Below are 19,452 nucleotides of genomic sequence, written 5' to 3'. Positions count from 1 at the left end.
GCATAGTCGCGTGAGGACACAAGCACTATGAAGGCTTATATTTTTATAGCGGCGACGTTAGTTCTGACTTTCGCTCCGGCCGTGGGCCGGGTCGATGCTGAACTTCTTACGACGGCCCAGGCGATGCAATCCGCCGGGCGAGGTAATCTCGACCCCGATTCGCAAATCGATATCTACCAGCGAGCTTTAGCGGAGGAGTCGGCCGACTTGAACCTGGAGAACTTGAGTAAGAGCCGGTCAAAAGATGAAGTGCGTCTTTGGGTCGGTTTCGGACTCATAACTCCCAGGCTCTTTGTCTTAAGACGGGAAGGTGGAATCGAAAAGGCGACGTATTACTCAACGGAGCCTAACCCCGACAAGACAGCGCGGCCCAGGACAGGGATTAAGGTCGTCTTACCTTTAGAGTCGCCAAGGTCGGGCTGGAAGGATTTTCGTACATTCCTAAAGCAGAACGGAGTCGGTGCCCCTTTGAAGCTAACGTCCGACTCTGAAAGTCTGATTGATCCTGATAGTGAGGCCATTGTCATAGAAGTGAAGTCCGCTCGTGGGTATGAGATGGTGTTCTTTACAAAGGGCACTAAAACCGCCGATGGGCGTAAGGCGGTCGGTGTCTGCCAACAGATTGAAAGTGAATTCAAGGTACGTATGGGATGTTAGTTACATCTCTTGAAACGCGAGTTTCGCGACGTTAAGTGATCCTGAGCGACGCACAGATTTCTTTTCACTTGTCCGTCCGGCAAGTTCAAAGCATATCCGCCACCAACAGCCGGATTAAATTCTCACCTTAATTCTCGTTTCTCATCTGGCAACGGAGATCCCATTCAGGTTGCTCACGCCGACAATTAACGATAAGCTTTGCCCCTTGTCGGGTTCCTGACACTCTCTAAGTGCTCCTCAGTAATTGGCTCAGCATCGCCTTTGGAGGTTTTCGCGAAACTTGTCCCCAGCCCTGCCGATCGTCACCGCTGGCCTGCGGCCTGACCTTTTTTCACAAGTTGGAACGCGGTCTTTAAGCCGGTTGATGCTCGCCGCCATGCTCAGCATGTTTGTGCTCGCCGGCCTGGGATTTCGCACGGCCGGATTGAGCAAAGAGGCTCTGAGCGAAGACGAACTCAACAAACTGAACGCTGTCACAGAATATCGGGCCAAGGGACTGACCGCCGCCAACAGCGAGCATCCTTTGCTGATGAAAGCGGCGCTGACCGTGAGCGTCATCGCTTGTGAGCAATGGAACTCTCTGGTCGGTGCGAATCCGGCGCTGAACATTCCGGTTGAGACTGCTTTGCGCATTCCGGGCAGCATTCTCGGCGCGCTGTCCGCGGTGCTTATCTTTTTAATCGCGATGGAGTTGTTCGGACTCGAAGTCGGATTAATTTCGGCCGCTCTCTGGTCATTTGATCCGCTGACGATCAGCTTCAATCGCATCGCCAAGGAAGATACTTTCGTAGTCTTCTTCTTCCTGCTGATGAACGTGTTTTGGCTGCGCGGACAACGGGTCGCGGAAAGCCAGCCGCATCGGAATCCCGATCGTTTTTATTGGGCGGCGGCCGCGAGCTTCGGCGCGATGATGGCTTCAAAGTATGTACCGCAGTTGTTCTCGATTCCCGTCGCGTATTACTACGTGTTTCAGGGAATGACGGCGACGCGTTGGCGGCTGGGCAAGAAAAAGTGGCTAAAGTTCTTTGTGGTGATGGGCGTCGCGTTTCTGATTTGCAACCCAACGATTGTGCTGCCCGACACCTGGCGAACAATCGCGAAGTTCGCCGGCTCGAAGATGATGGGCCACGACAGCTACGAGTTTATGGGCCTGCTGTATCCCCATCGCGCGTTTGACTGGTTGCGTGGCGAGCCGTGGTACTTCTACTTTGTTCTTTTAGGAGTGAAGCTCCCGATCGCTGCGCTGATCGCGTTCGCCGGCGGCGTGGTCCTCCTCTTCCGGCGCGCGACCGGTGATGGCCGATATCTTTTGCTGTTTTGGCTGTTCTTCTGGGGACTGACGTTCACGTTTACCGGGGGAAAATTCACGCGATACGCAACCTCCCTGATGCCGGCGGTGATCATCACGGCAGCGCTCGCGATTCAGTTTGCGGGACGACAATTTGGAAAAGGGTTAAAGCGAATCTTTGATCAACCCGCCATCCCGGTCTATGCGCGTGCGGCATTGATATCGCTCGTCATCATTTCGACGATGTGGTCGGCGGCCAGCGCGGCGCCGCATTTTCGGCTTTACATGAATTCGCTGGCAGGCGGGCCTCTCGCCGGCGCGTATTTTCCGCAAGACGAGTTTTACGACGCCTACATGTTCGATGCGATGAAGGAGATCGCGGCGCGCGCCCGACCAGGAGCGCGGGTGGGCACTGAAATTCCCTCACTTGCTGATTACTACGCAAAGCGCGCCGGACGAACTGATCTCACGTGCACAGAGTTTTCTCCGCGGTCGGAACTGGAGAAGTTAGTGGTTGGGGATTTTCTTATCGATGCTCGCGGGCGGACGTACTACAGTAATCAGGCGATGCTTCAACGTTTGCGCCAGGCCAGCAAACCGGCGTTGACTATCTCTGTCGGAAGCGTTCCAGCAGCGGACGTGTATGTTTTGGACGCGGCCTCGTTGAAAGCTTTACGCGGCGAGTAACAACAGGAAGAGGCCGCGGATGAACTTACGGTACGCACGCCTCTGGCGTGCTTCTGAAAAAGTCCACGCGAGACGAGTGCCGTACCGTAAGCCCGCGTACTTCGCCAACACGACAATTTTTGCTTGTTTTAAGTTTTGCTTCCGCGCGTATCCGCGTTAATCTGCGGCAGTAGTCATGCCAACCCTCGAAGACATCCTCGCCAAATCAATTCCCGAACTTAAACAGCGTTACGTCGATAGGGCGCGGCCCGTGCCTAAGGGTTTGGTCGAAGCGCTCGAGTGCGATTCGCGTCACGGCGCGCATCAGGTCGCTAAACAGATTCGCGACCGGTACCGAAAGAATCGCGCCGAGGGCCAACGGCTGCACAACCTGCTGCGGTTTGAAATCGATTTGTGGGAACAGGGTTTCAATTTCATCGCGGGCGTTGACGAAGCCGGCATGGCGCCGCTCGCGGGACCTGTAATTGCCGGCGCAGTTATTCTGCCGAAGCACTACAAGCTAAAACGACTGAACGACTCGAAGCAGATTCTGGACGAGGCAGTCCGCGCGGAACTAGCTGAACAAATCAAGCAAGATGCGATCGTCTGGGCAACCGGCCGCGCGGAAGTTGAAGAGATCGATACGATCAACATCTATCACGCCGGTCTGTTGGCGATGCGTCGCGCCGTTGAAGGACTGACGGCGCAACCTGATTTCGTGCTGGTTGATGCGCGGCGCATTCCGCATTGTCAGACACCGCAACGCGGCATCATCAAAGGCGACGCGCTGTCCGCCAGCATTGCCGCCGCCTCCGTGATTGCGAAAACCACGCGCGATGCGATCATGGCGGAATTTGATTCCCTGCATCCCGGCTACAACTTCAAAACTCACAAGGGCTATCCCACGCCTGAACATTGCCGTTGCCTGAAAGAACTCGGCGCCACACCGATTCATCGCCGCAGCTTTGCGCGCGTCAGAGAGGTCCTCGGCCTCGATCCGATTCAGGATTCGCTGTTCGAAGAAAAAGCTGAAGCGGCGAACGCGTAGTCCAAGGTCCGAAGTCCAAGGTCCAGCGTCCCGGTCGCGGACTTTGGACTTTCGACTTTGGACTTTAGACTACGCGTATGGGTCTCGCCGAATATAAAAAGAAACGCCGCTTCAACGTCACTCCGGAACCCGGCCCGAAAGAAAAGCGATCAGAACTCGGCAATATCTTCGTCGTGCAGAAGCATCGCGCGACGCAACTGCATTACGACTTTCGTCTGGAAGCCGACGGCGTCTTGAAATCGTGGGCCGTGCCCAAAGGCCCTTCGATGGATCCGGCGGTGAAGCGCCTCGCGATGCAGGTCGAAGATCATCCGGTGGACTATGCCGACTTCGAGGGCGTGATTCCCGAAGGCGAGTACGGCGGCGGCACCGTGATGGTTTGGGACTACGGCGTGTACGCCCCTGAGAACGTGAAGAAGGTTTCCGACGGGCTGAAGAAAGGCGATCTCAAATTTGTTCTCCTCGGCAAAAAGTTGAAGGGTTCGTTTGTGCTGGTCAGAACACGCGACCGGCAGTGGCTGCTGATCAAGCACAAAGACGAGTACGTAACCGACGAAGAGATCGCGGAAACCGAGCCGTTCTCAGTTTTAACGAAGCGGACGCTCGCCGAAATTGCTGAAGACGAAGGCGGCGACGTGAAGAAAGCATCCACCGCCGACCCAAAGAAATTACCGCGGCGCACTGGCACCAAGCGACGAAAGAAGAGCGCGAAAAAGAAGGTTTGGCACAGTAATCGGTGAGCGGTAATCAGTGGGCGGTGGGCTGTGAGCGGTGGGTAGTAAGTAGTAACCGGACTCTGCTGACGCAACTAAGACTCTCGGCAAGCTCGAAAGAAACCCATCGACCTGACGAGTCGTGCTGCACACAGCACACCGCACACCGCAAACTGATTACTGCTCACTGCTCACTGCTCACCGCCCACCGCCCACTGATTACTGCTCACTGCTCACTGATTACTGCTCTCCCGGCTGTACAACCACTTCCACTCGTCAATATACTAATCAAGCTCATCCCCGAAAAATCTCAGTCTAAGAGGAAGTAAAACGATGCGTATTTCATCAGTTGGTTTCCTGGTGCTGTTGCTCGCACTGGCGGTTGCTGCCGTATCAATCAGCGATTCGCAGGTTAACGCGGCCAGGATGGCTGCCCTGCCCGCGGATCCTAATCCGCTCCTCGCCGAATGGAAGGGCCCGTTTGGCGGCGTGCCGCGTTTCGATCTCGTCAAGGTCGAGTTCTTCAAGCCGGCCATGGAATCGGCGATGGCTGAGAACCTCGCGGACGTCGAAAAGATCGCGAACAACTCGGCCGCACCCACGTTCGACAACACCATCGTCGCGATGGAACGCGCGGGACAGACACTCGATCGGGTCAGCGTGCTTTACAACGTCTGGCAATCGACGATGAATACGCCCGACTTTCAAGTCGTCCAGCGCGAGATGGCGCCGAAGCTGGCGGCCTTCAACGACAAGATCACGCAGAACGAAGCGCTGTTTAAGCGCATTGAAGCCGTTTACAACTCGCCTGGAAAAGCGAAGCTGAACGCCGAGCAGCAGCGGCTGGCCTGGTATTACTACACCAACTTTGTGCGCGCGGGCGCGAAGCTGGACGCGAAAGCCAAGGTCCGGTTAACCGAGATTAACCAACAACTCGCCGGCCTGTTCACCAAGTTCAGCACCAATGTGCTTTATGAAGAAAACAATCAGTTCGTGCAACTGAAGAGTGAAGCTGATCTCGCGGGTCTGCCCCAATCCATCAAAGACGCTGCCGCAGCAGCGGCGGCGGAAAAGAAGCAGGAAGGCTGGCTGATCGTTAACACGCGATCCTCCGTCGACCCCTTCCTTACCTATTCCGATCGTCGCGACCTGCGCGAAAAGGTTTGGCGCATGTTCATCATGCGCGGCGACAACGGCGACGAGCGCGACAACAACGCGACCATCACCCAGGTCCTCCAACTGCGCGCCGAACGCGCCAAGCTGCTCGGCTATACGACGCATGCGCACTGGCGTGTCGAGAACTCAATGGCGAAAACGCCTGATCGGGCGATGGAGCTCATGATGGCCGTGTGGAAGCCATCCGTGAAACGCGTGAACGAAGAAGTAGCCGACATGCAGGCGCTGGCCGATAAAGAAGGCGCCAAGATCAAGATTGAACCCTGGGATTATCGCTATTACATGGAAAAGGTGCGTAAGGCGAAATACGATCTCGACCAGAACCAGGTGAAGCCTTACCTGCAACTCGACAAGCTGCGCGAAGCGATTCACTGGGTCTCGGGCGAGCTGTTCAATTTCAAGTTCACCCCGGCTGATGTTCCGGTCGCGCATCCGGACATCAAGGTTTGGGAAGTTACCGACAAGACTTCGGGCAAACACATCGGCCTCTGGTACTTCGATCCGTTCGCGCGTCAGGGTAAACGTTCCGGCGCGTGGATGAATGCTTACCGCACTCAGGAACGCGTCGATGGCGAGATCACGACGATCGTTTCGAACAATTCGAACTTCGTGAAGGGCAAGCCCGGCGAGCCCACGCTAATTTCGTGGGACGACGCCGTCACGATGTTCCATGAATTCGGCCATGCACTCCACGGCTTGAATTCAAACGTGACGTATCCATCGCTGTCGGGAACGGCTGTCGCGCGCGACTATGTCGAGTTCCCTTCCCAGTTGATGGAACATTGGCTGTCCACACCGGAAGTCCTGCAAAAGTTCGCCTTGCATTACGAGACGGGCAAGCCAATCCCGCAGGAGTTGGTGGCGAAGATCGATCGTTCGAAGACCTTCAATCAGGGATTCGCCACCGTTGAGTATCTGGCGGCCGCGATTCTCGATATGAAGCTGCACCTGCTGGGCGACAAGAAGGTCGATGCACGCACGTTTGAAAAAGAGGCGTTGACTGAAATCGGCATGCCGAAGGAAATCGTGCTGCGTCACCGCCTGCCGCACTTCCTGCATGTGTTCTCGAGCGATGCCTACTCGGCCGGTTACTATAGCTACCTTTGGTCGGACGTGATTACTGCCGACGCGTTCGGCGCTTTCACCGAAGGCGGCGGAGCGTACGACAAGAAAGTCTCTGAGCGTCTGCGCAAGAACATCTTCTCAGTCGGCAACACCATCGATCCGGCGCTTGGCTACCGCAACTTCCGCGGCCGCGATCCAAAGGTCGAAGCCTTGATGAAGAAGCGCGGATTTGGTTCGTAGCCTGTCAGCGCGGGCATCTTGCCCCGGAGCTTCACGCCGAAAGCGTGAAACAAAATAGCCCAGGGTGATCCAATCGGTCGGGAGACACCCTGGGTTTCTTGTTTCCGACTTGCGGCGCCCTGAAGGGCGATAAATACGGTTTATTCAGGGCTTCCCATTCGGTTCTAATAGCTTTGCGCTTTTCTGACAAGCACAACAAACGTCCTGCTTTTCTGCATCCTACACTCAGCATGAAGAGGCGTTTAATTACACTCGCAGTCATCATCCCCGCTCTGGCCATACTGAGCTATTTCGGAGGCGATAAACTGATCCTTGTCGGACGCATCGCGCAACTCTACGCCGCCGCACCTGACGAACGCCTGGCGATGCCTGTCGCCGGCGTTTCAAAGAGTAAGGTTAGCGACTCGTGGCTTGCGCCGCGTAGTGGCGGCGAGCGCCAGCATCAAGGACAGGACATATTCGCACCCAGGGGGACGCCGGTGCTTTCGGCTACAGACGGCTACGTCGTGCGCGTCGGTGAGAATAGACTCGGCGGGAAGACGGTTTCGGTGATGGGCGCAGGTGGAAGGATGTATTACTACGCCCATCTCGATGCTTACGCGCCGAACCTTGGCCTCGGAGAATACGTCACACCCAAGACCGTGTTGGGGTTTGTGGGCACAACTGGTAATGCCGCCGGTACGCCGCCGCATCTTCATTTCGGAGTCTACTCGACCAAAGGGGCTATCAACCCGCTTCCGATGTTGAGTGAGAGGGTGGAAGCAACGCCTGCCGGCAAAGCCGCGAAGGCGCGGTTGGGCAAGGAACGCAACTGACACTGCAGCTGCCTGTTCTTTCGCGCCTTCAGCGCGATGAAATCAAATGAAATAGAAAAACCCAGGGTGGGTCCCGACGTGTCGGGACTTACCCTGGGCTATCTTTTTGACGGACCCTCGCTGCGCGAGTGGTGTTTATTAAGTGCGGGCAGGATGCCCGCGGTCCCAGCCTTACAACTTAGGCGTGACGCCCCAGTTGTAGAACATGAACGAGAAAATGTCCGCGTTCTGCTCCAAAGCTTTGGTGGTGCTGCTGGCGCCGTGACCCGATTTGGTATCGATGCGGATAATAATCGGGTTGTCCCCGCCCTGCGCCGCCTGCATGGCCGCAGCGTACTTAAACGAGTGCGCCGGCACCACGCGATCGTCGTGATCGGCGGTAGTGATAAGCACTGCCGGATACTTCGTCCCCGGCTTGGTGTTGTGAATCGGCGAGTAGGCATGCAGCGCTTTGAACTCAGCTTCGTTCGCGTCGCTGCGGCCATAGTCCGCCGCCCAGTTCCAGCCAATGGTGAACGTGTGGTAACGCAGCATGTCCATCACACCCGCGTGCTGGTGCACTACTTTGAACAAATCCGGACGCTGATTCGCGACCGCGCCGACCAGCAAACCGCCGTTCGAAGCGCCCTGAATCGCCAGCTTGTTCGAGGAAGTGTACTTGCTCTTGATCAGCCACTCCGCCGCGGCAATGAAATCATCGAACACGTTCTGCTTTTTGAGTTTCATTCCGGCTTCGTGCCATTTCTCGCCGTACTCGCCCCCGCCGCGCAGGTTCGCGGACGCGTAGACGACGCCCTGTTCGAGCAGCGCAATCCTGAGCGCGCTGAAGCCCGGACTGTTATTGACGTTGAAACCGCCATAACCGTAGAGCACCGTCGGGTTGTTGCCATCAAGCTTCAGGCCCTTCTTGTAGGTCAGGAACATCGGCACGCGCGTGCCGTCCTTGCTGTTGTAGAAAACCTGCTTCACTTCGTAATCGGTGGCATTGAACCCGGGAATCTCGACCGCGCGAAATAGAGAAGACTTTTTCGTCGCGATGTCATACTTGAAAATTGTCGGCGGATAGTTGAATGACGTGAAGCTATAGAAGACGAACTTGTCGTCTTTCCAACCGCCAAAGCCACCGGCCGATCCCAGGCCCGGCAGAATAATTTCATTCTCGAGCTTGCCGTCGAGGCTGTACACGTACGCGCGCGTCGTGACGTCCTTCAGATACGTGACGAACATCTTGCCACCCGCAGTGCCTGATTGTTGCAGCGGTTCGGGTTTCTCGGGGATCACATCTGTCCAGGTTTTCGTGGCCGGATCGTAAAGGACAACTTTGCCGTTCGGCGCCTTATGGTTGGTTTCAATCAGGAACTTGTCACCCATGTTTTCGATGACGGAGAAGCTGTCGTTCGTGATGTCCGCCATGATCGGTGTGAAAGTTTTGTCGCCCTTTTTCAGATCGCGGAAGAAGAGAGCGTTGCCGTCCATTCCCTTGCCACGTTCCGACACATAGAGAATGGCGAAGCGTTCATCTTCAGTTACGCCAACACTGTGAAACCGCTGCCCGTTCTTCTTATCTTCGTAAACCAGTTCGTCCTGGGACTGCGGTGTGCCTAACTTATGGTAATAGACTTGCTGAAACTCGTTCTGCTTATAAAGCTCTTTCCCTTTTTCCGGCTCCGGATAGCGGCTGTAGAAAAAGCCCTCTTCGCCCAGCCATGAACCCGTCCCGTTCTTAATAAAGGTCAAATGATCAGACAATGGCTTTTTCGTGGCCACGTCCAGAACGTAGACGTCGTTCCAGTCTGAACCGCCTTTTGACACGCCGTACAAGTAGTATTTTCCTTTCGGCGACCACTGCGGTCCACGCAACTGCGACGTTCCCTCCGCGGAAAACTTGTTCGGGTCAAGCAGGACTTCGCGCGGCCCATCCAGACCTTTGTGGATGTACACCACGCTTTGGTTCTGGAGACCGTCATTCTTTGACGAAATAAACCATTCACCACGACGTTGGGGAGCGCCATACTTCGGATAGTTGAAAAGCTTAGTCAGCCGGTCCTTGACCGCGGTGCGATAGGAAATTTGATCAAGGTAACCAAATGTCACTTTGTTCTGGGCCTCGACCCAGGCGGCCACTTCGGGCGAGTCGTTGTTCTCGAGCCATCGATAAGGGTCGGCTACCTCAGTACCAAAGTAAGTATCGACCGTCGTGACGGTCTTAGTTTCAGGATACTTAAGTGGCGAACTGGCGCCGCCATCACCATTCTTCTGCGCTTGCGCCAGTCGAAGCGGACTGGCCACAGACAGGGACAGCACGGCCACCAAGGCGAGAAACAGGAATGCATACTTCGTCTTCTTCATTAAATTAAACCTCCGGAACAGCTGAAAACTGATGTCGGGGACGCTGCATACTGTAATCGACACGGCCGGAAAAGCCAAAGCGTGTTACCGGTAAATCCCTCGACGAAAATTTGCCTTTGCGTAGCCGCCGGATTTGATTATTATTCTCACCTCTCCGGCCCAACTGAAACTCTTCCCAGGTAGCGCGTAAAACCACACACCGGCTCTCCTCTGGTTTCTAAACCGTTTCGCAGAACAGGAGGAGAAGCTCATGAAGAACCCGACTTTTCTAACGTCTTTCACCTCATCACCACTAAAACTGGGTACGGCATTGCTGGCCGGACTTCTGGCGGCAATCGCACTTCCCTTTTTGTTTTCCGCGCAGTCGCAATCGCGGCCGCGGACCGTTGCCAGTCAACCCTATTCGGCACCAGGCCGCAGCGATGAAGTTCTAAAGGTCGACGTTGATTTGATCACCGTGGATGCGCTCGTGCTGGAGAAAAAAAGCGCCCGTGTCGTCGGCGATCTGCGCCAAGCAGACTTTACGCTTTCAGAGGACGGAGTGAAGCAGACGATCACACACTTCAGCCAGGACAGCTTGCCCATCTCTATGCTGCTGTTGGTTGATCGCGGCGCCTGTCTCGACCCATTCGGGACGGAGGTGCGTGAAGCGGCACGACAAGCAATCGCCCGTCTGAAACCCAGCGACGAGGTGGCTTTCATGAGTTATCACGATGAAGTTGAGCTGCTGCAGGAGTTCACGCGCGACCGTGAGCTGGTCTCCAAATCGCTGGATCGCGTGCCGCCGCATGAAGAGCATGGGCGCCACTGCTTGAACAAAGCATTCGGCGCCGCGGCCGATTACGTGCAAAAGGCCGGCAATCCGATCGGGCGGCGCGTAATCGTCGTGATTACCGGAGTCACTCGCGACTTTGACTGTCCCAGTGGAATGTCGGGCAAGGCCGCGGCCCAGGCAATCTACGAATCGGGCGCGGTGGTTTCGGCGATTGTGCCGAAAACTGCCGGACAACAAATGGAAAACGCAATGATGGTTTGGGCGACCCGCTTCGGCAAGCTCGGTGGCGCTCCTTACATGGACATTAAAAAGCTGGCCGATGAAACTGGCGGCGAGATTCTCTCGGACAAACCGGAAAGGCTCGATACGACGTTCGCCGACTTAATCAGCCACCTGCGGACTCGCTATAACCTGGCGTTTACTTCGACAAACAAGAATCGGGATGGGACCACTCGGAAGCTGAAGATTGACGTCGGCGCGGCCGCGCAAAACACTAAAACCAAGCTGGTAGTTAAGGCAAGACGCAGCTACGTCGCGCCAAAGACTTAGCGCTTTCCAGTTACTTGTTGGCGAGATTGGAAGAGTTTGGAGCGGCGATATTGCCTGCCGCATCGGGCGAACGCTCGTCACCGCCCAGGTCAGCAAACGCCACGATCAAAAGCAGCGCCGTAACACCAAGAGTGGCGAGCACGTAAAGCAGCGCCGTGCGCTCGAAATAAATGAGGGTTGAGACGACCACCAGGATCCCAACAATCCAAAGGTAGGTAAGCCAGCGGCGTTTTCCAGTCTTCTTCGCTTGTATCTTCTGACTCATATCACACAAAAGAAAGGCTGGCTTTCGAACCAGCCTTTCGCTTCGAAACTAGTTTCAGAATTCCAACTTAGAATGGGATTCGCATCGGCAGCGAACCCAGAGTACCCATGCTCATGCCCTTCAGCATTTCGCCGAGGCTCTTCGGAGAAAATGTTCCGACTGGCCGCACATCGACGATGTCATAAGCCTGAAGCAGAACGTCCGGCGCTTTTCCTTTACGAATCGCATCGTAGTCGAATTTCAAATCTTCCGATCCGATCTTGCCATCCTTCTTCCGGTAAATGTGTACTTGCGAGGTGTTCGCCAGCTTCTGCGGCCCGCCCGCCATGGCGATCGCGCGCGACAGCGTGATTTGGTCCTTGATAATCATTTCGCGCGGCTGGAATACGGCGCCGGTGATAAAGACCGGGTCGCCTTCGTTCACGATTACAATGTCACCCGGACGGATGTACGGATTGTTTGCCGCCGAGCCACCTTTAAGATCTATGATCTTGAAGGATTCGAGTTTCCCAATATCTGATTCTTTACTGTGATTTGCTGCCACCGCAGAAGCGGCGGCCACAGTAGTCGGAACTTCTTCAGGCTCAACACACATCTCATTTTCCGTGTGGAGAATATCGATGGTCCCGCTCGCGTTCTGGGTGACTCCGCCGGCTGTCACCAAGACTTCGTGCAGTCGCAGGCGACGATTCATGGAAACGCGCGAAGGCAATCGCACGGCGCCAAATACGATGGCAGGCGGACGGCTCCGGCGCTCAGTGATACGAACGCTAACTCGCGGCTTCACGATGTATTTCGCGTACGCTTCAGTGATGAGCTTTTGCACTTCTTTTTCGTTCTTGCATTTCGCGGGAATGGGATCTTCGATGAAGGGCAACGAAGAGATGTTTCCATCTTCGTCCACTTCGACCGCCGAGGTCAGATCCGGCTGGCCAAAAACTCTAACATCGAGGATGTCGCCCGCGCCCATCCGGTACCGCCGGATGCCCTGGTTATCAACGGATGACGGTTGAAAATCACCGCCGCCACTCTGCGTCTGCGCCAGCGCGGTGACCCCGAGGGCCGCGAACACCGCGAACAAAATTAGGAGTTTATTTCTCATGGCAAAAACCTCGATAAGTCGGCTGAAATCGACCAAAGACGATTTCGTTTGATTGGCGTTCTACTCACGGCGCTTGGATGCTCGGGGAGACAGCATGATGCCGAAACCTGTGAATAACCAGTTGCAATGATCGCACAAAAGGGACCGTATGCCAAACATACGGATGAACCACGGCGTACGTTTATAACCACGGCGAATTTTGCTGCTGCCGCACCGAGGGCATTTGCTGGTAATGGCTTTCACACGTCCCCCTTATCGGCCCGTTGCTGCCGCTTTCTGGCCTGATAAGGGGGTTGACCATCTACCGCCTGGGTCGTCTTCAGCCGGGCTCGAAGCAACTCTATTTCACGAGTAATCTGATCCGCAGCTACTTGATGATCCGCGCCCGCTCGCGTCAGGTAAAACAGAGCATCGCGGTAACAATCGATCGCGCGCCGGTAGCGGCCTTTGAAAGTCGCGCGCTGGGCCAGCTCGACCCAATGCGCCACCCGACTGGAAATCATGAACTCGCGCACCGCCGTCCCCGAGCGGCGCAATTCTTCATTGTCCGGATAGCTCTTTAAAGCTGTATCGATGCAGTCAAGCGCCCGGTTCGCGCTCTCGATTTTCTCATGAAGCCGGGCCTGCTGGTGCGCCTGGTGCGTCAGCAATCGAGCCGAATCGCGTGCCCACGAAAGCATGTGGTGCTTTTGCAGCGCTCGCACCCGCTCTTGTCGAGCGCGCACCGTGATCCGACGTTCCGACGAGACCGCCGGCGAGGCCAGCGACCTATCGGCAGTCTCAAGAAACTCGCCGCACAACTGAAAAACTTTCAAATGAGATTCGGGAAGCGAACCCTCACCGTCGGCTTCTTTTGATTTCTGGTCCAGAATACGAAGTGCCTCGGTTTGCGAGAACGAAGTCGGCCGCTGCGCTTTTACCGGCGCGGATCGGCGCGACGCATTGGACCTATGAGTCGAGTTCTCTTCCGACACGTGACGCGTCCACGCTCGCCGCATCACTACTCCGCGCGCTGACGCCGCGACCAGCATTACGACACTCGCCGCCAGGCCGGCCGGCACCCACGGGTGATCCTCGCTCTGCAACATCCACCAAAGCACAAAGAACAGGGCGGCCGCGGCTGCCGCGGACGCGACCATATAACCGGAAGTCGAAGGACCTCTGCGTCGCGGTTGAGGGCGAGACACGAAAGGACGCCTGGGCGGGTTTGAATAGTGCTGTGGCTGACGCTCCACGGCCGGAATAATAGCAAGACGTAGCGTTGAACCCTAGACGTGGGTACGCACGCCGCTGGCGTGCAGCATGCCAGGAGGCATGAGTACCAACCGATTAATCTTCTTCCGCTACGCGAATGCGGCCTTCGTCCTTCGCCTGCTGCACAATCTTCTGGGCCAGTTGTCCCGGAACCGGATCGTAGTGTGAGAACTGCATGTGAAAACTGCCGCGCGCGGCGGTGATCGAGTTCAGCGTCGATTGATAGTTCAACATCTCGGACATAGGCACTTGCGCCTTAACGACCTGGTTTTTCCCGCGCGCATCCATTCCCTGCACCCGCCCGCGACGTGAATTGAGGTCGCCCATGATGTCGCCGCTGCATTCCTGGGGCGCTTCAATCTCAACATCCATGATCGGTTCCAGCAGTGTCGGCTTAACTTTTTCCATGGCGTTGCGGAACGCCTTGCGGCCGGCGGCGCGGAAACTATGCTCGTCCGAATCGACGTTATGATACGAGCCGTCAATCAGCTGCACTTTGAAATCGACCAGCGGATAACCGGCGATAGCTCCGTGTGAAGCGGCCTCAATAATTCCTTTTTCGATCGCGGGCCGAAACTGTTGGGGCACAGAACCCCCGAAGATCTTGTCTTCAAAAGCAAACCCGCCGCCGCGCGGCAATGGTTCAAAGATGACTTTGCAATCACCAAACTGGCCGCGGCCGCCGGTCTGTTTCTTGTGCCGGCCCTGTACTTCCGCTCGCTGCGTAATCGTCTCTTTGTAAGGCACCTTCGGCGGATGCAGCATCACTTCGACGTTGTAGCGCTTCTTAAGTCTGTCGACGACCGTCTCAACGTGCACCTGGCCTGAACCGGCAAGCAAAAACTCTTTCGTCTGCGAGTCGCGCGTGAATGACAGCGACGGATCCTCTTCCAAAATCTTGTGAATCGCCACGCTGATCTTCTCTTCGTCCTGCCGCGACTTCGGCTCAATCGCGAAGGCGATCGCCGGCTCGGGATACTGAACCGGATCGTAAACAAGGGCTTTCGCCTTGTCGCAAAGCGTGTCGCCGGTTTGAGTTTCCTTCAGCTTCACGCAGGCGATGATATCGCCGGCGTTGGCTTCGGCAACTTTGTCGAGCTGTTTGCCCTGGATTGTGTGCAGCGCGCCCAGACGCTCAGAAACGCTGCGCGAGCAGTTGTAAACGGTCGCGTCAGTGCCGACTTTGCCGCTGATGACTTTGAACACATTGATGCGCCCGGCAAACGGGTCGGCAATTGTGCGGAAGCAATAAGCGGAAAACGACTCGCTGCTTGAGTACTTGCGCGATTCTTCTTCGCCTTTTTCGTTCTTGCCATGTTCGGCTTCGTGATGCGCCGGGTCAGGCGCGAACTCGACGATGTGATCGAGCAACGTCGAGAGTCCCACCAGATTCGTGGTTGAAACCGCGAACACGGGACAGAGCTTGCTGGCGGCAATTGCTTTCGTGATGTTCGGCAGCACATCCGAATCCTCGAGCGTGCCCTGCTCAAAATACTTCTCCATCAGCGCGTCGTCAGACTCGGCGACTAGTTCAATGATTCGTTCGCGCGTTTTGTCCACCACATCGCGGCCGTCCGCGGGAATTTCGATCTCTTTAGCCTTTCCATTCGCGTCGAATTCGTAGGCCTTCATGTGGACGACATCGACCACGCCCTTGAAGCCGGCTTCTTTACCAATGGGGAGAGTGAAAGGAACGATGGCTCGCTTGAAAACGTTGTGCGCGCTGTCGAGCGCGATTCCGATGTCCGAATGCTCTTTATCCAGTTTCGTCACCACCATCATGCGCGGCAACATGAATTCATTCGCATAATTCCAAACTTTTTCGGTCTGCACTTCGACACCTTTGACGCCATCAACCACCACGACGCCGCAGTCGGCGACGCGCACGGCCGGCCGCGCGTGCGACACGAACGCGGCGTATCCCGGCGTGTCGATCAAATTGACTTTAGTTTCTTTATGTTCGAGGTGGGCGAGTCCGGTGTTAAGGGTGATCTTGCGGGCAATCGAGTCTTCTTCGTGATCGGTAGTGGTCGTGCCCTCATCGACCTTGCCCCAGCGGGGCGTGGTGCCTGCGACGTAGAGAAGCGAACTAACCAGTTGCGTCTTCCCTGCGTCGCCATGTCCAATGACCGCAAGGTTGCGAATGGCTTCGGTGGCGTAAACTTTCATAAGAGCGAGTGAATCCTTTCAGAGATTGATTCCCAGACACCCCGTGGTTTCCTGTAGAAAAAGCCGGGCGTGATTGTGATTGACGGGTAATTTATCGCGAGCAATGGGCGAACGCAAGGTGACCCATTCAGCTCCACAGCAACGGACGAAACTTGAGAAAATAAGCAATTGCCAGTGCCTGAACGGCCAGCAGAACAATCCATAAGACTAATGAAATTCGCATATCGCGTTTAGCTTTCTCATAGTCGGCATCGCCAAACCCGAACCTTCCAAACCGGCGGAACCATAAGATAATCGCCGCAATAGACATCACTGAGTTAACTACGTTCACCAAAGCCAGCATGGGGGCGACCATGATTACTCCGAGTAGGGTGGCGACAAAGACAATGATCGCCGCGTACTCGGCGGTTTTGATTGTGTTGGCAGAGCTACATGCCGCGGTGTTGAAAACGACGATGAACGTGCTGAGTTTCGCGTATTGGGGATCGATCGGTTCGCGGCAGTGTGGGCAGAACTCGGCTTTCGGCGCGATCAATCGCTTACAGGTTGGACACTCCGCGAACGGAGATACCGCCGGGTCGGTAAAAGATGAGTCGGTCCCCAAACTGCTGCCTCGACTCTATTCTTAACTGATTTGATGCGCGGATTGAAGTTACGAAATCGCAGCCGCGGAACGTCGCTAACGTGAGTTCCTGGCTTTCACCGAACGCCGCTGAAAGAAGAGATGCGCAAGCGCAAGGCACAAGATAGCCATCGCAACCACGCAGATGCGTTTGAAGACGAGTACAGGACTGATGAGATCCTCATAATTCCAAATTTGATACAGCATGGGATTATATAGCCAGTGGTGGTAGCCGTTGCTGTACAGATAGAACAATCCCACCGCCGCTCCGATGCTAAACACGTACGCCACATGCTTGTTACGCAAGACAATATTTGCCAATACGCAAAACGCGATTACAAAGGACGTGCCCGGCAGCAGGATCAATCCGTAAACCTTAAAGTAGGCGAGTAGATCTATTGGCGTGTGACTTCTAAGAAGTTGAATCACAACTGCGGCCAGACCAACTGCCAGGATCACGCCGCATGTCAGCAAAAGAGTTGACAGAAACTTCGATAGCAGCAAGACATGGTTCGGAACAGGCGTCGACCAGAGGAACGACTCAACCCGAACTTCCCGATCGCGATGCATCGCTTCGCCGGTATAGAAGACCGACAAGCCGACCAGGAATATTAATAACAACTTTGCCGTGTTACTCGCATAAGCCGCGGAATAAGAGACATCGATAGGGATGTTATAGAAAGCTACTTCCAGGATCGAGAGGAAGATTGCCAGCGGCATCACCACGACAACACTTCGTTCAGCGCGCAGCAGTCGAAACTCAACGCCCAGGGCGGCGATCAGCTTATTCACATTGGCACGAATTCCTCCGTTTACCCTGGCAACTTCAGGAACGTCCACGCGGGGCACAAACTCGCTTGATTCAAACTTTTCGAATCCTTCAGAACGCGCCGGCAGCGAACTCTCGGAGTAATAGACTCCTTCGGCAGCCGTCGAAAGGTTCAGGACCGAAAACTTTTCTACTTTCCCGGGTCGCTCAGATATGGCGAAGCGTGCGTAGACAATCGTCAGACAAATCGCCGCAAACAGAATCATCATCGCGCGACCGATGATGAGTTCCGAGCGGTAGGGGACTACAAGTTGATTTAACCATTCGGCGCTGCGGTTGTATGTGTGTACGTTGCTGTAGTTCATCACCAGGGGATCGAGGACAACGCGCCAGAATTGAGGCAGGCCCTTTAATAAGATCGCCTGATAAAAAGCGTAAACCGGGTAAAAACAGACTCCGATACCGTAGACTATCTTCGCATTACGAGTCAGAGCACCCACCGCAAAATAGAACGCGGCCAGACCCAGGTGCGAAATCACCACGAATATCAAAAAATGCTTTAGGTAAGGAAACGCCTTCCAATCCAGAGTAATCACGCCTTGTTTGGGAACTGCCTGGAGCACAAACCACGTCAGCACGAAGGCTGACTGACAACAGACCAGGACAAAGAAGTTGCCGAAGAATTTTCCCAGGAGATAAGCGGCGCGGCTGATGGGTTTTGAAAAAATAAGTGGATCGATACCGGCGCGGAAATCTTTGGTCACCGGATCCGCCATGAACAGAACGGTGAACATATGCAGAGTCATGAACGAGTAAACCGGAAGCGCGCCGGCGATGAAGAAGTCGGCGTTAACGGCCCACCCACGCCCTCTGGCAGGTCCTCGAGCCCACCAAAGCAATGCATTCCCCGCGCAGAGCAAAGCCATGAAATATGGCGCGACGCGCTTGGAATTAAGCAGCACCTCATTCTGAAAGATTGCTGCGAATGGAGTCCGGGTCGGGTTTATCATCTCAACTCGCTCGTTACTGCTGATTAACCAGATCAAAGTAATAGTCTTCGAGCACCGGAGCTGCCGGCGTGAATTCTTCGCCCGGTCGCTCTCCTTTTGAGATCACCCTCAGCCGCGCCTGTCCGCCGAACATCTGCGAAGAGATTACCTGGTGGCGAGACTTTACGGCCGCAACCTGTTCGCGCGGCGTAGTGGCTTCCCACACTGAGTCTTTAAGGTTTTCGATCGCTTGCTGTGGCGTGATGGAAGCCACGATTGCACCTTGTCGAATAACTGCCATTTGACTGCAAAGGCTCGAGACGTCGGCGACAATGTGAGTTGAGAGAATCACGACCGCGTCTTCACCTGCCGTTTCGGAGAGCAGGTTATGAAAACGAATTCGTTCTTCGGGATCCAGGCCGGCGGTCGGCTCATCGACGATAATGAGTTGCGGCTGACCGATCAGGGCCTGCGCGATTCCCAGACGTTGCCGCATGCCCCCCGAAAACGCGCCGACTCGTTGTCGCCGCGCGTCGGAAAGATTCACTCTGTCAAACAAAGCGTCCACCAGCGCCGCGCGCTCTTTCTTATCGTGGACGCCTTTTAGCTTGGCAAAGTAATGAAGCGTTTGTTTTGCGGTGAGCGTGGGATAAAGCCCGAAGTCCTGCGGCAGATAGCCAAGCATCTTCCGCGTCTCATGTTTGTCAGCTATCAAGTCAATGCCATTCATCTCTGCGGTGCCTGAGTCAGGCTCAAGCAGCGTGGCCAGGATCTTCATTAACGTTGTCTTACCTGCGCCGTTGGGCCCAAGCAAGCCGAACATTCCTGCGGGCACCTCAAGCGAGATTCCCTTCAGTGCCTGAATCCCGCTCGGGTAAGTCTTTGTGAGCTCCTTGATATTAAGCATTGTTCTCGTGAGGCCTTGCCGGAAACGGGGCACA

Annotated in this window: 15 protein-coding genes; 7 read left to right on the top strand and 8 right to left on the bottom strand. The window is 55.4% G+C overall.

Going from position 1 to position 19,452, the window contains the following annotated elements:
• Window positions 1-27: 27 nt before the first annotated feature.
• From VFX97_14125 to VFX97_14100, 6 genes are all read left to right on the top strand, one after another.
• Complete coding sequence (locus VFX97_14125) at window positions 28-657, top strand: hypothetical protein (protein ID HEX5704336.1); 630 nt, start codon at window positions 28-30, stop codon at window positions 655-657.
• Window positions 658-937: 280 nt separating this feature from the next.
• Window positions 938-2,632 carry a glycosyltransferase family 39 protein gene (locus VFX97_14120; protein HEX5704335.1) on the top strand — a complete coding sequence of 565 codons (1,695 nt, stop codon included), beginning with the start codon at window positions 938-940 and terminating at the stop codon, window positions 2,630-2,632.
• A gap of 175 nt (window positions 2,633-2,807) precedes the next feature.
• Complete coding sequence (locus VFX97_14115; GenBank protein ID HEX5704334.1) at window positions 2,808-3,659, top strand: ribonuclease HII; 852 nt, start codon at window positions 2,808-2,810, stop codon at window positions 3,657-3,659.
• Window positions 3,660-3,736: 77 nt separating this feature from the next.
• Window positions 3,737-4,399, top strand: a complete 663-nt coding sequence (locus VFX97_14110; GenBank protein HEX5704333.1) for a DNA polymerase ligase N-terminal domain-containing protein — start codon at window positions 3,737-3,739, stop codon at window positions 4,397-4,399.
• Between the two features lie 306 nt (window positions 4,400-4,705).
• Window positions 4,706-6,853, top strand: coding sequence for a M3 family metallopeptidase (locus VFX97_14105; protein HEX5704332.1), 2,148 nt, complete (start codon window positions 4,706-4,708; stop codon window positions 6,851-6,853).
• A gap of 230 nt (window positions 6,854-7,083) precedes the next feature.
• Window positions 7,084-7,668, top strand: coding sequence for a M23 family metallopeptidase (locus tag VFX97_14100; GenBank protein HEX5704331.1), 585 nt, complete (start codon window positions 7,084-7,086; stop codon window positions 7,666-7,668).
• A gap of 171 nt (window positions 7,669-7,839) precedes the next feature.
• Here VFX97_14100 and VFX97_14095 read toward each other — a convergent pair whose 3' ends face one another.
• A complete protein-coding gene (locus VFX97_14095) occupies window positions 7,840-10,017 on the bottom strand; it encodes a prolyl oligopeptidase family serine peptidase (GenBank protein HEX5704330.1) in 2,178 nt (725 codons plus the stop codon).
• A gap of 250 nt (window positions 10,018-10,267) precedes the next feature.
• Between VFX97_14095 and VFX97_14090 the strand changes: the two genes are divergently transcribed.
• The gene (locus tag VFX97_14090; GenBank protein ID HEX5704329.1) at window positions 10,268-11,341 is read left to right on the top strand and encodes a VWA domain-containing protein; all 1,074 of its coding nucleotides are present in this window, start codon (window positions 10,268-10,270) and stop codon (window positions 11,339-11,341) included.
• A gap of 10 nt (window positions 11,342-11,351) precedes the next feature.
• Here VFX97_14090 and VFX97_14085 read toward each other — a convergent pair whose 3' ends face one another.
• The 7 genes from VFX97_14085 to VFX97_14055 form a co-directional block, all read right to left on the bottom strand.
• On the bottom strand, window positions 11,352-11,606 hold the full coding sequence (locus VFX97_14085) for a hypothetical protein (GenBank protein ID HEX5704328.1): 255 nt from the start codon (window positions 11,604-11,606) through the stop codon (window positions 11,352-11,354).
• 67 nt (window positions 11,607-11,673) lie between these two features.
• Window positions 11,674-12,708: a polysaccharide biosynthesis/export family protein gene (locus VFX97_14080; GenBank protein ID HEX5704327.1), complete on the bottom strand. Its 1,035-nt coding sequence runs from the start codon at window positions 12,706-12,708 to the stop codon at window positions 11,674-11,676.
• A gap of 239 nt (window positions 12,709-12,947) precedes the next feature.
• Window positions 12,948-13,895: a hypothetical protein gene (locus VFX97_14075; protein ID HEX5704326.1), complete on the bottom strand. Its 948-nt coding sequence runs from the start codon at window positions 13,893-13,895 to the stop codon at window positions 12,948-12,950.
• A gap of 142 nt (window positions 13,896-14,037) precedes the next feature.
• A complete protein-coding gene (gene fusA, locus VFX97_14070) occupies window positions 14,038-16,131 on the bottom strand; it encodes an elongation factor G (GenBank protein HEX5704325.1) in 2,094 nt (697 codons plus the stop codon).
• A gap of 127 nt (window positions 16,132-16,258) precedes the next feature.
• Window positions 16,259-16,735: a zinc ribbon domain-containing protein gene (locus VFX97_14065; GenBank protein HEX5704324.1), complete on the bottom strand. Its 477-nt coding sequence runs from the start codon at window positions 16,733-16,735 to the stop codon at window positions 16,259-16,261.
• 75 nt (window positions 16,736-16,810) lie between these two features.
• The gene (locus VFX97_14060) at window positions 16,811-18,532 is read right to left on the bottom strand and encodes an ABC transporter permease (GenBank protein HEX5704323.1); all 1,722 of its coding nucleotides are present in this window, start codon (window positions 18,530-18,532) and stop codon (window positions 16,811-16,813) included.
• A gap of 13 nt (window positions 18,533-18,545) precedes the next feature.
• Window positions 18,546-19,418 (bottom strand): ABC transporter ATP-binding protein, encoded by an 873-nt coding sequence (locus VFX97_14055; protein ID HEX5704322.1) that lies wholly within the window; start codon window positions 19,416-19,418, stop codon window positions 18,546-18,548.
• Window positions 19,419-19,452 lie beyond the last annotated feature (34 nt).

The sequence above is a fragment of the Pyrinomonadaceae bacterium genome (assembly GCA_036277115.1).
Classification (GTDB): Bacteria; Acidobacteriota; Blastocatellia; order Pyrinomonadales; family Pyrinomonadaceae; genus UBA11740.
This window is presented reverse-complemented; position numbering and strand designations above follow the sequence as displayed.

Excerpts from the sequence above, each read along its gene's own strand:
- VFX97_14125 (HEX5704336.1), top strand. The coding sequence starts at position 28 with ATGAAGGCTTATATTTTTATAGCGGCGACGTTAGTTCTGACTTTCGCT.
- VFX97_14115 (HEX5704334.1), top strand. The coding sequence starts at position 2,808 with ATGCCAACCCTCGAAGACATCCTCGCCAAATCAATTCCCGAACTTAAA.
- VFX97_14110 (HEX5704333.1), top strand. The coding sequence starts at position 3,737 with ATGGGTCTCGCCGAATATAAAAAGAAACGCCGCTTCAACGTCACTCCG.
- VFX97_14105 (HEX5704332.1), top strand. The coding sequence starts at position 4,706 with ATGCGTATTTCATCAGTTGGTTTCCTGGTGCTGTTGCTCGCACTGGCG.
- VFX97_14100 (HEX5704331.1), top strand. The coding sequence starts at position 7,084 with ATGAAGAGGCGTTTAATTACACTCGCAGTCATCATCCCCGCTCTGGCC.
- VFX97_14095 (HEX5704330.1), bottom strand. The coding sequence starts at position 10,017 with ATGAAGAAGACGAAGTATGCATTCCTGTTTCTCGCCTTGGTGGCCGTG.
- VFX97_14090 (HEX5704329.1), top strand. The coding sequence starts at position 10,268 with ATGAAGAACCCGACTTTTCTAACGTCTTTCACCTCATCACCACTAAAA.
- VFX97_14085 (HEX5704328.1), bottom strand. The coding sequence starts at position 11,606 with ATGAGTCAGAAGATACAAGCGAAGAAGACTGGAAAACGCCGCTGGCTT.
- VFX97_14080 (HEX5704327.1), bottom strand. The coding sequence starts at position 12,708 with ATGAGAAATAAACTCCTAATTTTGTTCGCGGTGTTCGCGGCCCTCGGG.
- fusA (HEX5704325.1), bottom strand. The coding sequence starts at position 16,131 with ATGAAAGTTTACGCCACCGAAGCCATTCGCAACCTTGCGGTCATTGGA.
- VFX97_14060 (HEX5704323.1), bottom strand. The coding sequence starts at position 18,532 with ATGATAAACCCGACCCGGACTCCATTCGCAGCAATCTTTCAGAATGAG.
- VFX97_14055 (HEX5704322.1), bottom strand. The coding sequence starts at position 19,418 with ATGCTTAATATCAAGGAGCTCACAAAGACTTACCCGAGCGGGATTCAG.